Raw genomic sequence first — 14086 nt, forward strand, 5'->3', positions numbered from 1 at the left:
CGGGTAAGTCCCTCGACGGTCAGTAACCTCAACCAGAAGATTTACGAGCGTATTGAGGAGTGGCGGCAGAGGCCGCTCAGGAATCGCTACGTGTATACCTACCTGGACGGCCTTTGGCTCAAGCGGGCTTGGGGAGGCGAGGTCGAGAACGTCAGTATCCTCGTGGCCATCGGAGTGAACGAGATGGGATTCCGCGAGGTGCTCGGAGTGAGCGAGGGCATGAGCGAAGACAAGGAGAGCTGGAGGAACCTGCTTCGCAACCTATACGGGCGGGGACTGCGCCGGATCGATCTGGCGATCTCCGATAAGGCAGCCGGGTTGATCGAGGCCTTACCGGAGTTTTATCCGCAAGCCAAATGGCAACGATGTGTCTTCCACTTCCATAAAAACATCCTACACAAAGTGCCCAAACAAAAGCGCGAGGAGGTGATCCCTATGCTCAAGGCAATCCATGCCCAGGAAGATGCCCAAAGTGCCCGCGAAAAAGCAATCTCCGTGGCCGCCAAGCTCGAAGACTTGAAGCTCGGTCCTGCAGCCAGCATCCTGCTTCAGGGAATCGACGAATCGCTCACCTACTACCGTTTCCCCAGAGAGCACCACCGCAGCATCCGCACCAACAATATGCTCGAAAGGATCATGAAGGAGATACGTCGCAGAACCCGAGTGGTCGGAAGCTTCCCGGACGGGAAAAGCGCTCTCATGCTCGCCTGTGCCAGACTCAGACACATCGCCACAAAATCATGGTCAGATACCCGAAAATACATGGATATGACCAAGCTTGAGGAAATCGAACTTCAACAAACCGCCTGAAAATCGCCAGCCCCCCATGGGGGGCTATTGACATCAACATCAACTAAACATCATAAAACAATCACCAACGCCTTGAGGCACTTGGACCTTTTTGCGAAAGATTTTGGACACTAACGGGAACGCATCAGAAATCAACGCTCCCGAACGGCGCCTAAGACTTCGAAACGGCTATCGCCATTCCGCTCCAAATTACCAATTCGTAAATCACTCGCAATTTCAGGCTGCCCCGTTGAAGCGATGGCTAATCCGAACGATATGAGACCCGTAAGAATGAATTCCCGGCCAAGACGTTCCGATGCCATCAGAAACGTGTCCCTATATGGGTTGGCAAGTGCCAGCAGAGCCGACCTCCTATCCAACTCCAAGACTAAACATTGCTATTCCCTCTCAATGACGTAAGTAAAAGGACTGATACGCCGGGATCATGATTCATATCTCGCAGTGAAGGAATGACTTCCCCGATTGAGATCGGTGAGCTAATGCCATCCGTCTTACGACAAAATGCTACCCCCATTCTCCTGAAAGCATCTTCAATGGGTCCTCGGCGGGACGATCATCAAATTGCCAAAAGTCTACCTTCAGCAGATTGGCCCGTCACCCCCTGTAGAATAAACACTATTCTGGAATCAAGGGGTGATTTTCAGCCGGTAAAATCGAGAATCTGAAACGTCTTGACCGCTAATTTCGACTGTCACAGATTTAGATCCGTCTTCATTCAATGACTCCTCAATGTTCTGAACATTGGTATCCGAATCGACAACATCCCACTCGATCAAATCGTCCGAATATAGGACCTGAATGCATTCAAGCGGAACATCTTCACGCATATTGAAAGAGAATTCTCGAACATCCCCTTTCGATTTCAGGCTAACGCCTTCGGTTCCGCTAGGATCTCCCAAAACGAAATCAACCATGTTTTCGATGCCGTCCCCATCATAATCGAATCCGCTTAGAGAATAATTCCCTGGGCCACCAAAGTTCCTCACCTGAGAATCCAACCAATTTGCATAGGCTGCGGCAGGAAATCCATTCACTGAAGGAATGGTAACCGTCATCTTAATCGGGACCGTTAATTCTGAACCAATCGGTGCATCCGTCACCACCAATAACGATGCATAGTAAATCCCGGAAACGGATGGATCGGGCGAAAATGTCAACTCAATCTCCTCCATCTGCTCAGCGTTAAGAAGCCCCCCCGACGGATTGACTGAAAGCCAGTTTGCGGACTCGAAAATTGGGAGGGATTCAGCCGATTGCGCGGACTCCTGTGAGTCTATTTGCGCAACACTCGATCCGGCCGAAACTATCGCAGTCCATTCCCCGGGGGCGACCCCATAGTTGTATAAAGAAAGACTGTTATCCGTCAAAATAGAGCCAGCCTCGACGGTCACTTCAATCGATTCTGGAAATACCGAAAATTTGGAAACGGGGACTCTCAGTTTAACACCAGATGCTCCATTGATCGCATTTATCGTAAATGGAATGCCCGTATAAAATTCACTTACACTTGCGAAAATCTCATAAGTGTTCCCGGGTAGTCGAATCGAAAAGCGACCTTGAGAATCACTCGTGGTCATAAATTGCTCACCATTTGCTTCCAAGATGACACTCGCGTTGGGCAAAGGATCATATGAAGAAACAACCGTTCCCGAAACATTAACCGTATTCGATGCCGTCGCGGAAAAAGAAAAGGATTGGCTAGTACGGCTGCTAGGCCCGCCGCTCTTCAGCACAATCGAGTAGCTTCCTGTATATGGCACAGGCGTATTTCCGTAGCAAAAGAAACGTAAATTCTTATCTCGGTAAGACTGCCCCGGCTGGAGGTTGCCAATCGAACGATTTCCGAAGTTCATGCTATCGAACCCCATAGGAATATTTGTATACAATTCTTCGGGACTCGCCTCGATATCACTATAGATCACATAGGCAGTGGTGTCCGAAATGTTTGTAATCGTATACTCCACCACCACGGTCTCGCCTGGATTGATAAATCCGTCACCGTTATTGTAGGGAGAAATTGATTTCGGGTCAGAAATAGCCACATCTGTGATTGAAAACTGACCTCCAATAACTGGGGTGTCCCCGGGGTCGCTGTCTTCTGTTGCACCAAGCATAGCCTGCACATTCAGCCGTCCGCCAGTTGCAACCGCTCCAGAAAACGCACCTAGCTTGTCGACGGTGGATAGCAGCCTCGACTTAAGACCTTGACCATTGACTGAACTTACAGATTTCAAAAGCGCTAGCGCACCCGTTACTTGTGGCGCAGCCATTGAGGTCCCTGAAATCAAAGCATAGGAGGATTCTGGATAAGTGCTATAGATCGTATCTCCTGGCGCGGCAAGATCGACCGTAGATGCCCCATAATTTGAAAAGGAAGCGAGGTCATCGTTGTAGTCACTAGCCGCCACAGAAATGACATTCGGGACATCGTAGCAAGAAGGATAATAAGGAACTTGATCGGTATCAACGGGCGGCTCATCGAGGAGAGCATTCCCGGCAGCAGCAATAAAAAGAACGTCTGCATTGGATGCGGCCCGTATCGCGTCCTCATACAAAATTGGTGGATTTCTTGCCTCAGGACGGCCAAAACCACCAAAACTATTGTTGATCATTTTTGCACCATTACTGACAGCGTAATTAGTCGCATCAATTGCGGCAGAGAATGAGATCCAACGGCCCGAACTTCCGATCTTCAGAGGCATAATGCTGACTTTCCAACAGACACCCGATATTCCAATACCATTGTTACCTCTGGCCCCGATAATTCCGGAAACGTGGGTTCCATGACCATTCTGATCAGATGGATCATTGTCGGGCTTCAACACTGCCGTAGAAGAAGAATTAGGATCCCATGAGTTTCCAACAAAATCCCATCCGTTTACGTCATCGATAAATCCGTTTTGATCATTATCTATACCGTCCCCGGGAATTTCGTAGACATTTGTCCATAAATTCTCTTTTAGATCCGGGTGGTCGAGTTGGACTCCACTGTCAACAACCGCAACGACAACATCTGAAGATCCCGTGCCGACATTCCACGCAATGGTTGCTCCGATGTCCGCCCCCTCTGTACTGCCAGACCATTGACCAGTATTTTCGAGCGCCCATTGAATATAAAAATCTTCGTCATCTGGAATCGTGCCAGAAAAGAACCCGATATTATCGGCTTCTGCAACACCGCGAAGATCCCAATCTGGCTGACCAGCAAGAAATGCCTCTTCAAATGATCGAACAATAGAATCGACAGAGTTCAGAGCCGGAGAACTCGTAGCTACGATAAAAACCGGTGCTGTCGACAATTGGCCTCGAAGATAATATCCATTCACGGACATCCACTCCTGAAGGTCTTCTTTCGTCGCCCCATCGGGGAGGCGAATCATCGCGTGGTCACCAACGACAGCGCTCGACCAAACCGCTTTCGTCTCTCCGTCTATCGAACTTTCCATAACGCTTTCAACCAAAACGTTCGGATAGGAAAAGTTTTTCACCCGGTATAAGGATTTCCTCACGAATCGCCCATCAGAGTCAGTCGGCATATCCCGAGCATCTAGCAAAACTGCATCTTCCAAGAGCCCTGCCATCGGTCCTATCTCTGGCTGTGCAGAAGGCATGCTTGCATTATTCGCTGTCAACTTTTCCTGAGAAGCCAATGGCGCCGACGCAACCTCTTTATCGTGTCCCTGATCTCCAACGCCTTGTAAAACGGAGGGATCGACAATTTCGTCCCGACTGCTCGATTGAAAAATCAGGAAGAAGGAAACGACAAGAGCGGCGGCAACTAAAGCGACTATTTTCTTTTTCATAGGAGGAGACCGAATTCGTAAATGGAGCTGCTCAAGAACGCGAGCAGAATATTACTTTTCTTAAACCTCCCATCGACAAGGACAACCTAATCCCTCCCAAACGTAGAATAAGAAGTCCTATTCGATCAGATTCCGAGAGAATTACGAATTACCTAATCCCGAACCTCGAATCCCCTTCAATCGGTGGCCCCAAGGGCGACCCCTAAATCGCCAGAACTGAGCGAAGACATCAGGCTGAGCGGGTAACCCGATCCAGCGTCTTAGTAGGACAGCAGCTTTAGCTGCGTCCCGGCGGGAACGCATCAGAGATCAACGCTCCCGCACGGAGCCCAAGACTTCGAAACGGCTATCGCCATTCCGCTCCACATTCGTTCCTTAACCAAAGGGAGCCACTTCACCCAGCAAGACCGCGCAGCTGAAGCTGAGCGGGTACGTCCCGATCCAGCGTCTCAGTAGGACAGCAGCTTCAGCTGCGTCTCGGCGGGGATGCATCAGAAATCAACCTACCCGCATGGAGCCCAAGATTTCGAAACGGCTATCGTCGTTCCGCTCCAAATTTCCCTTTCCCCTTCTCCTAGGACTTAGAGTCCCAAGGTGACTTGGATCTCTTGGTCGCGGATCTCAAATCCTTTGAGAACGGCAGCAGCCAGAGCGATCTTGAAGTCTTCGGTATTCAACTTGTAGACGGGGATGTCCTGAAGAAATTGCTGTGAGGCCTTGGTCACGGCTTGGACCACTTGATCCGAGAGATTCGAGGGAACACCGGGGATGTCGATTTTATCGACGGTCGGCTCATTGAGGAAGAACTGGAGTGTCTCGGAATCATAACGAAGTCCCGAGGAAAGCTGAACGCTTCCGGAGTAGGACTTGCCCAAAAGGCCTCCGCCGAGTCCGACTTTGGCGTCCATCCCAATCTCAATCCGATTGGAGGACTCCAGGAGCTTAACCACTGGATTCGAGTAAGTCACCTCGACAACAGTGAGATAGGTATCGCTCTTGGGGAAAGCCGTTTCCAACGCTTTATCGATCATTGGTTGGGTGATCGAGACGGTGATTCCCTTCGTCTTCAGGAAGATGAAGGAGGCGATGCCTAGGACGATAAGAATAACGAGAGCGATAGTCAGCTTTTTACCCATAGGCGAAATCTTCCTAAAATCCGCACAAGGAGCAAGTCCTGAGAATCACGAATTATTCACAAAAGTCCCTTTTTCAGGGTAATTCCTACAATTTCGTTACGTCCCGCCATCCCTTTTCGCCAAGGCTCATGCACCTTCTCCAGAAATTCAAAGGACTTTTCTACCCACACTTGGAGAGACTCCAACCATAGTCCTCTCAATCCGGAGCACCTTCATTTTCTTCTAGATCGGTATACTCACCCATCCAAATCCCCACACGATCCGCACCTCCCCCTAAAAAAAAACGGCGCCCCGAAGGACGCCGTTGTAAAAGTTTCTGGACGAATCGATTAGACCGAAGAGGAGGTTTCCTGACGGAATGTCAGTTCCTTGCGGTCTGGATTCTTGTCGATCTGAATCGGTTCGCCGGGCTTAATCGATCCGCCGAGGATCTCTTCGGCCAATCCATCCTCAATGTAACGCTCAATGGCGCGACGGAGAGGGCGGGCGCCGTATTTCTCGTCATACCCTTCCTCGAGGAGGAAGTCGCGAGCGGCGTCGGTCAGCGTGAAGAAGATGCCGCGGTCCTTCAGGCGATCCAGCACGGTCTTCAATTCGAGATCGACGATCCCCTTCATGTGGGTGCGGTCGAGTGGACGGAAGATGATCAACTCGTTCAAACGATTCAGGAACTCTGGCTTAAAGAGCCTCTTGGTCTCGTCGAGAATCCGATCCCGAGCCTTGTCGAAATCAGCCATGGTGTCTTCCGAACCAAATCCCATGGAGGAATTCTTCTGGAGGATCTCAGCTCCGACGTTCGAAGTCATGATGAGAATCGTGTTCCGGAAATCAACCCGGCGACCGAGGCTGTCGGTCAAGCGACCTTCTTCCAGGACTTGGAGGAGGAGCTGAACCACATCCGGATGCGCCTTCTCGATTTCGTCGAGGAGGATGACCGAATACGGACGGCGGCGAACCGCTTCCGTCAACTGCCCACCTTCTTCATAGCCGACGTAGCCGGGAGGCGAGCCGATGAGACGCGAGACGGAGAATTTCTCCATATACTCGGACATGTCCACCTGAATGATGGCATCTGAGCTGCCGAACATCGATTCTGCCAAGGTCTTGGCCAAGTGAGTCTTCCCCACCCCTGTCGGCCCGAGGAACATGAACGAACCGATCGGGCGGCGAGGATCCTTGAGATCCGCACGCGAACGACGCAAAGCCCGAGAGATTGCAACCGTGGCCGGATCCTGCCCAATGACTTGAGACTGCAGATCCTGCTCGAGGTGGAGCAATTTGGCACTGTCCTGCTGCTCCATCCGGGTCAGCGGGATGCCGGTCCAGTCGGAGATCACATGAAGGATGTCGTCGTCGCTGACGGTGATTTTCTGCTCTTCCCGGCTCTTTTTCCAGGCCTCGAGCTTCTCTTCCCGTTCTTTGCGAAGGCGTTTTTCCTCATCGCGGAAGCGGGCGGCATCCTCGAAGTTCTGAGCGCTGATGGCCTCTTCCTTCTGGGTGCAAACGCCGTCAATCCGGTCCGTGTATTCCTCGATCTCCGGAGGACGCTCCAGTGAGTTGATGCGGGCGCGCGAGCCCGACTCGTCGATCACGTCGATCGCCTTGTCTGGGAGAAAACGGCCGGTGATGTAGCGGTCCGAGAGCTTGGTCGCGATCTCGAGAGCTTCATCGGTAAACTCTACCTTGTGGTGCTCTTCGTATTTCGAACGAATGCCCTTGAGGATCTGGATCGAATCTTCGACCGAGGGAGGATCGACCTTGACCGACTGGAAACGTCGATCGAGTGCACTATCCTTCTCAATGTGCTTGCGGTATTCGGCCAACGTCGTCGCGCCGATGCACTGCAACTCGCCACGGCTGAGGGCTGGCTTGAAGATGTTCGAGGCATCCATGGCCCCTTCGGCGGCTCCGGCCCCGACAATGGTGTGGAGCTCGTCGATGAAGAGGATGACGTTCCCGCACTTGCGGATTTCGTCCATGACTGCCTTGATCCGCTCCTCGAACTGACCGCGATATTTTGTGCCCGCAACCATCAAAGCGAGGTCGAGGGTGATCACGCGTTTATCGAGGATAATCTCCGGAACCACGCCCTGCGAAATTTCCTGGGCGAGGCCTTCGACGATCGCCGTCTTCCCCACCCCGGCTTCTCCAATGAGGACCGGGTTGTTCTTGGTGCGCCGGCAGAGGATTTGAATGACGCGACGGATCTCCTTCTCGCGGCCAATGACCGGATCGAGTTCCCCTTTCTTCGCCATTTCCGTAAGGTCACGACCGAAGGACTTGAGCGCCGGCGTTTTCACTTCCTTGCGCTCTTCCTGTGGATTCGAGCCGACCCCTGCTGCTTCGGCGCCCGCTTCCGGGTTCTCGCTGAAGTTCGGATCGAGCTCGATGAGGATTTCGTTCCGGCAGCGTTCGATGTCGACGTCGAGTGAGCGAAGTACGCGCGCGGCGACTCCGTCCCCCTCCCGCAAGAGACCCAGCAGAATGTGCTCGGTCCCCACATAGCTGTGGTTGAGGGCCTTGGCTTCTTTATTGGCCAGGGCCAGCACCTGCTTCACGCGGGGGGTGTAAGGGATGTTGCCGGTCGGCTTGGTCTCGGGACCTGTACCCACCTGCTTTTCCACAGCGCTGCGAACGGTATCCAAACTCAAGCCGAGCTTCTGGAGGACGTTGACCGCTACGCCTTGACCCAGGTTGATCAGGCCGAGCAATAAGTGTTCGGTACCAACGTAGGTGTGGTGAAAACGGTCGGCCTCCTTTCGGGCGAGAGCGAGGACCTGCTGCGCGCGAGGCGTAAAATTGTTCATCGGCTCCATATATACCTTTCTATTACGGTGTGATCAAAGAGTCAACGGGCACATGATTTTTGTCCCATTGGGTCAAGATGGCGCTGCGTCATAATCCGGTTCAGCGATTGCGGAGAAGTTGCGCCGCGCCGAGGAAGCGCGGAGTGCGTCCCGGGCCGCAGATTCGATTTCGGATTCCGCAAGATACTGCACATGAGCGGGTTGGGCTTCAATAAAGAGCCGATCCACCAGACAGCGCGTGTCCTTGGGGAACATTCCAAAATCGGTTCCGAGCCGGATCAATGACAGCAGACTCATACCCTCTCCTGAGCTTAAAAGATGCCCGTTTCGCAGAATTCCATAAGCGCGCCCGATCCGGTCGAGGATCCGGTTGCGATCGGTCTGCAACAAGCGCATCCGGGCGTTTTCTTCCTGCACCCGGACCGTCTTGAGAACGTTGGCCAGTCTTTTCAAGATGGCCTCCTCGGATTCGCCCAAGGTCTGCTGGTTGGAAATCTGGAAAATGCTGCCCGACGCATCGGAACCCTCCCCGAGCCAACCGCGGACGACGAGCCCGATCTGGTTCACGGCGCGGATGACTTTTTCCATGTTTTTGGTGATCACGAGACCGGGCAGGTGCATCATCACCGAAGCCCGCAAACCGGTGCCCACATTCGAGGGGCAGGCGGTCAGGAAACCGAGGTCTTCCGAATAGGCAAAATCGAGCGTCTCCTCGAGTGAGTTGTCGAGGGCGTTGATCGTCGTCCAGACTTTATCGAGATGAAATCCTGCCAGCATCGACTGAATCCGCAGGTGGTCCTCTTCGTTGATCATGACCGCGCAGGACTGATCGCCGTTGATGACCACCCCGGCCCCGGACTGGGATTCGATCAACTCCCGGCTGACCAAGTGGCGCTCGACCAGGATCTTACGCTCCATCTCCGAGATGTCCTCCATCCGCAGGGAAACGGACGAATCCATCCCCTCCGCTCCTTCGATGGCCTTACGACAAACTTCAAAGACTTCGTTCCGATTCTCGTCGGTCGACTGGTTCGGGAAGATGTGGCCCGCCAGATTCCGCGCGAGGCGGATGCGGGTACTCAGAATAATCGGGATCGACGAGGTGTGCTGATGGGTCAGCTCCGAATCGGCCCGAATCAGAGACTCAATTTTAAGCTCCATCGTTTTTTTCTTTCTCCAATTTGCGCAATTGGTCGCGGTAAACCGCGGCGTCTTCAAAGCGTTCCTCGCGGACCGCCGATTCCAATTGCTTTCTCAATTCAGCTTCTTTCTTCCCGGTCGCCTGACGGCGGATGCCGTGGACGGGCACCTTCCCTTCATGCATCAGGCCCGGCTGGATTTTGCCCAGCAGGTCCGGAAGAATCGGTTCAAAGGCTTCATAACAGTCGGGACATCCAAAACGGCCCGTCTCCTGGAGCTGCCCATCGTCGCATCCGCACTTCGGGCAGGCGTGAACCTCCCCGGACTGCTTCTGCGCGGCGGCCACGACTCCTTCTGCCAGTTTGGCGAACGGCTCGATATCAAAGTCCGCGGCCATGCTGTCCTTAAATTGACAGGACTCGCACAGATCGACCTTGCGGATCTCACCGTCTACAATCTGCGTTAGGTGGATTGTCGCCGGCTTCCCGCAGTGGATGCACTGTTTTGGTTTCGCCATCTATAAAAGATGAGCGAAATCCTGACGCGGGTCAAATCCGAGTGCCGTCCCCAGAGACCTGTTCCTTATATTTTTCGAGAAGTTTCAGCGTCTTCGGCCCAGGGCGCCCGTCTCCGATGACGCGGGCGTCGACTTCGACGACCGGAACAATCTCCGCCGCCGTTCCGGAAACGAAGCACTCATCGGAAACCCAGATGTCGTAGCGGGTGAGATTTTTCTTCTCCACCTTCATGCCACTCTTCTCGGCAATTTCCAGAACCGCGTCGCGGGTGATGCCGCGAAGGCTACCCGAAGCGGTATGCGGGGTGACGAGAGTATCGCCCTGGATGATGAAAACGTTGTCGCCACTGCATTCGGCCACGTAGCCCTGATCGTTGAGCATCAGTGCCTCAAGGTGGCCGCTGGCCTGAGCCTCGATCTTGGCGAGAATGTTGTTCAGGTAGTTGAGCGACTTGACCATCGGCGGGAGCGACGCCGCTCCGAGACGACGCGTCGGCACGGTCACGATCTTCAACCCTTCCTCGTAAAAACGCTTCGGGAAAAGCTCGATGGTGTCGGCAATGATCACCAGCCCCGAAGGTCCGCAGCCTTTCGGCGAAAGACCCAGTGAGCCCACGCCCCGGGTCACAATCAAGCGGATGTAGCCGTCGGTCAGGCCGTTGACTCGGCATGACTCGCAGACGAGCTCCCGCATTTCATCCCGTGTCACGGGCATATCGAGCAAAAGCGCCTTCGCCGACTGCTCCAGTCGGATCAAATGCTCTTCGAGCTTGAAAATATTTCCACTGTAGAGGCGGATCCCCTCAAAAACGCCATCACCGTAAAGGAATCCATGGTCGAACACCGACACTTTTGCGTCTTCTTTCTCGACGAATTCACCATTCAAATAGACCTTCATTCATTCGCGGTATGATGCAGACGTCGTTTCGTGTCCATCCGAAATCCAAAGTAGAATACCTTATTTGGTCAGGAAGAACTTTTTATAGAACCAAAAGTTCACGGAAAACGTCATTGCACTTCGCGCTTACGAATATAACCCTTCCGAATAGCTTTCATTAACAGAATAAGGAAAAAAAATGAGTCCCATCGGATTATTCCGCACTTCTCTCGCGAAGAAATTCGTGATGGCAATCACGGGTATCATACTTGTCGGATTTGTCCTCGGCCACATGCTGGGGAATTTGCAAGTATTTGGCCCGCCAGAGGCGATCAATGAGTACGCCTACTTTTTGCATCACATTCTCCCGTGGGAGATTCTCTGGGTAGTACGCATCGTGCTACTAGCCGCAGTCGTTCTCCACATCGTTTCGGCCGTGATGCTCGTTATCGAGAATCGCCGAGCACGGCCGGAGACCTACGAGAAGCAAAAATACATGCAGGCTTCCTTTGCCGCCCGCACGATGAAATACTCGGGGCTGATCGTCCTGGCTTTCATCATCTTCCACCTGATGCACTTTACGGTGCAGAACATCGATCCGGCCTTCCACAACCTGCGCTACGATCTGGATGGGAAGGACACTCAGGACGCCTACGCCATGATCATCCTTGGCTTTTCCAACGTCTGGGTCTCGGGATTCTACATCATCGCCATGGGCCTTCTCTGCTGGCACCTCTCACATGGGGTTTCCAGCATGTTCCAGTCGCTCGGATTCCGGAATGAAATCTGGCGCCGCCGACTGAACTGCATCGCTCTGGCTTTCGGCCTCCTGATCTTCGCCGGGTTCAGCATCATCCCGATCACTTCGATGATCTCATGGTATGGCGGGCCCGACATCGTCTACGGCTCCGAAGTTCGTCAGGCCACCGAGAACTGGAACGGAGAGACTCCGATCCACGTCACCTACCCGGACTCGGCCCACCACTAATTTGCGCAAAGCTAAGGAACACACGTCATGGAATTAAATGCCAACATCCCGGAAGGACCGCTCGCCCAGAAGTGGACCAACCACAAGGCGAACATCAAGCTCGTGAATCCGGCCAACCGCCGGAAGTATCACGTCATCATCGTAGGCTCCGGCCTCGCCGGTGGTGCCGCTGCCGCCTCGCTCGCGGAGATGGGTTACAACGTCAGCTGCTTCTGCTATCAGGACAGCCCGCGCCGCGCCCACAGCATCGCCGCTCAAGGCGGGATCAACGCCTCGAAGAATTACCAGAACGACGGGGACAGCATCTACCGTCTTTTCTACGACACCATTAAGGGAGGCGACTTCCGCTCTCGCGAAGCCAACGTCTACCGCCTCGCTGAGGTCTCGGGGAACATCATCGACCAATGCGTCGCCCAAGGGGTTCCCTTCGCCCGCGAATACGGCGGTCTCCTCGCCAACCGCTCCTTCGGGGGTGCACAGGTGAGCCGCACGTTTTACGCCCGCGGTCAGACCGGACAGCAGCTCCTCCTCGGCGCTTACCAGCAACTGAGCCGCCAAATCGGCCTCGGTCAGGTGAAGATGTACAACCGCCACGAGATGCTCGAACTTGTTCTTGTCGACGGTCACGCCAAGGGAATCATCACCCGGAATCTGGTCAACGGGAAGATCGAGCGCTTCGCCGCCGACTGCGTCGTTCTTGCCACTGGCGGATACGGCAATGCCTTCTTCCTCTCCACCAACGCTCAAGGCTGCAACGTGACCGCCGCCTTCCGGGCCTACCGCAAGGGCGCTGGTTTCGCCAACCCTTGCTACACGCAGATCCACCCGACCTGCATTCCCGTTCACGGTGACCAACAGTCCAAGCTCACCCTCATGTCGGAGTCTCTCCGCAATGACGGGCGCGTCTGGGCTCCGAAGGATCCAGAGACCGCCAAGAAGATTCGCGAAAAGAAACTTCACCCTGGCGACGTCCCGGAAGAGGAGCGCGATTACTACTTGGAGCGGAAATATCCCTCCTTCGGAAATCTCGCCCCGCGTGACATTTCCTCGCGCGCTGCGAAGGAAGCCTGCGACGAAGGACGGGGGATCGCCTCCACCGGACTCGGAGTCTTCCTCGACTTCCGCGACGCCATTGAGCGCTTTGGGAAGGAAACCATCGCCGAGCGCTATGGGAACCTCTTCGACATGTATCAGTGCATCACCGGAGAGGATCCCTACACCACTCCGATGATGATTTACCCCGCCGTCCACTATACTATGGGTGGGCTCTGGGTAGACTACAATCTCGAAAGCAACCTACCCGGCTTGTTCGTCGCTGGAGAAGCCAACTTCTCTGACCACGGCGCGAATCGCCTCGGTGCCTCTGCTCTCATGCAGGGACTGGCCGACGGTTACTTCGTGCTCCCCTACACGGTCGGGAACTACCTCGGCAGCCAAGGACTCGCCTCCGCAGGTAAGGTCAAAGCCGACGCTCCCGAATTCGACGAAGCTGAAGCCGCCGTCCGCGCCCGGATCGACAAACTCTTATCCATTCAGGGAACGGAAAGCCCGCGCAGCTTCCACAAGCGACTCGGGGACATCACCTGGTCGAAGTGCGGAATGGCCCGCGACAAGGCTGGCCTCGAAGAAGCTATTCGGGAGATTCAGGCCCTCAAGAAGGAGTTCTGGTCGAACCTCAAAGTGGTCGGCGATCCCGACGAGATCAACCAGGAGCTCGAGCGCGCCGGACGCGTGGCCGACTTCATGGATTTCGGCGAACTGATGTGCCGCGACGCGCTCATGCGCGAAGAATCGTGCGGCGGTCACTTCCGAGTCGAACACCAATACACCGAGGATGACGAAATCGTTCAATCGGGATACCTCTCCTCCGGGGAGGCCAAACGCCACGATGATGAGTTCGGATTCGTCGGCGTCTGGAAGTTTGAAGGGGAGGATCAAGTGCCCTCCCTCCACAAGGAAAAGCTCGAATACGAAGAAGTCCACTTCGCCACCCGCAGCTACAAGTAAT

General features: G+C 54.2%; 9 protein-coding genes. 3 read left to right on the top strand and 6 right to left on the bottom strand.

Annotated elements, in window-relative coordinates; genetic code table 11:
* The coding region (locus tag H5P30_RS20935; protein WP_185694870.1) for an IS256 family transposase at positions 1-810 on the top strand (810 nt) is incomplete at its 5' end.
* 626 nt (positions 811-1436) lie between these two features.
* Here H5P30_RS20935 and H5P30_RS20940 read toward each other — a convergent pair.
* The 6 genes from H5P30_RS20940 to ilvE form a co-directional block, all read right to left on the bottom strand.
* A complete protein-coding gene (locus H5P30_RS20940) occupies positions 1437-4613 on the bottom strand; it encodes a S8 family serine peptidase (protein WP_185694871.1) in 3177 nt (1058 codons plus the stop codon).
* Positions 4614-5194: 581 nt separating this feature from the next.
* Positions 5195-5749, bottom strand: a complete 555-nt coding sequence (locus H5P30_RS20945) for a DUF1439 domain-containing protein (protein WP_185694872.1) — start codon at positions 5747-5749, stop codon at positions 5195-5197.
* Positions 5750-6078: 329 nt separating this feature from the next.
* On the bottom strand, positions 6079-8565 hold the full coding sequence (locus H5P30_RS20950) for an ATP-dependent Clp protease ATP-binding subunit (RefSeq protein WP_185694873.1): 2487 nt from the start codon (positions 8563-8565) through the stop codon (positions 6079-6081).
* 63 nt (positions 8566-8628) lie between these two features.
* Positions 8629-9717, bottom strand: coding sequence for a protein arginine kinase (locus tag H5P30_RS20955; RefSeq protein ID WP_185694874.1), 1089 nt, complete (start codon positions 9715-9717; stop codon positions 8629-8631).
* Complete coding sequence (locus H5P30_RS20960) at positions 9707-10213, bottom strand: UvrB/UvrC motif-containing protein (protein WP_185694875.1); 507 nt, start codon at positions 10211-10213, stop codon at positions 9707-9709. Before H5P30_RS20960 ends, H5P30_RS20955 begins: the two co-directional genes overlap by 11 nt.
* A 31-nt stretch (positions 10214-10244) precedes the next feature.
* Positions 10245-11111, bottom strand: coding sequence for a branched-chain-amino-acid transaminase (gene ilvE, locus H5P30_RS20965; protein ID WP_185694876.1), 867 nt, complete (start codon positions 11109-11111; stop codon positions 10245-10247).
* A 178-nt stretch (positions 11112-11289) separates the two neighbouring features.
* Between ilvE and H5P30_RS20970 the strand changes: the two genes are divergently transcribed.
* A complete protein-coding gene (locus H5P30_RS20970; RefSeq protein WP_185694877.1) occupies positions 11290-12078 on the top strand; it encodes a succinate dehydrogenase cytochrome b subunit in 789 nt (262 codons plus the stop codon).
* A gap of 27 nt (positions 12079-12105) precedes the next feature.
* Entirely contained in the window at positions 12106-14085 is a 1980-nt protein-coding gene (locus H5P30_RS20975) for a fumarate reductase/succinate dehydrogenase flavoprotein subunit (RefSeq protein ID WP_185694878.1), read from the top strand.
* Position 14086: the final 1 nt, after the last annotated feature.

It is taken from the genome of Puniceicoccus vermicola (genome assembly GCF_014230055.1).
GTDB classification, from domain to species: domain Bacteria; phylum Verrucomicrobiota; class Verrucomicrobiia; order Opitutales; family Puniceicoccaceae; genus Puniceicoccus; species Puniceicoccus vermicola.

What these genes read in the sequence shown, in the direction of transcription:
- H5P30_RS20975 (WP_185694878.1), top strand. Translation starts at nt 12,106, where the DNA reads ATGGAATTAAATGCCAACATCCCGGAAGGACCGCTCGCCCAGAAGTGG.
- H5P30_RS20960 (WP_185694875.1), bottom strand. Translation starts at nt 10,213, where the DNA reads ATGGCGAAACCAAAACAGTGCATCCACTGCGGGAAGCCGGCGACAATC.
- H5P30_RS20945 (WP_185694872.1), bottom strand. Translation starts at nt 5,749, where the DNA reads ATGGGTAAAAAGCTGACTATCGCTCTCGTTATTCTTATCGTCCTAGGC.
- ilvE (WP_185694876.1), bottom strand. Translation starts at nt 11,111, where the DNA reads ATGAAGGTCTATTTGAATGGTGAATTCGTCGAGAAAGAAGACGCAAAA.
- H5P30_RS20970 (WP_185694877.1), top strand. Translation starts at nt 11,290, where the DNA reads ATGAGTCCCATCGGATTATTCCGCACTTCTCTCGCGAAGAAATTCGTG.
- H5P30_RS20950 (WP_185694873.1), bottom strand. Translation starts at nt 8,565, where the DNA reads ATGGAGCCGATGAACAATTTTACGCCTCGCGCGCAGCAGGTCCTCGCT.
- H5P30_RS20955 (WP_185694874.1), bottom strand. Translation starts at nt 9,717, where the DNA reads ATGGAGCTTAAAATTGAGTCTCTGATTCGGGCCGATTCGGAGCTGACC.
- H5P30_RS20940 (WP_185694871.1), bottom strand. Translation starts at nt 4,613, where the DNA reads ATGAAAAAGAAAATAGTCGCTTTAGTTGCCGCCGCTCTTGTCGTTTCC.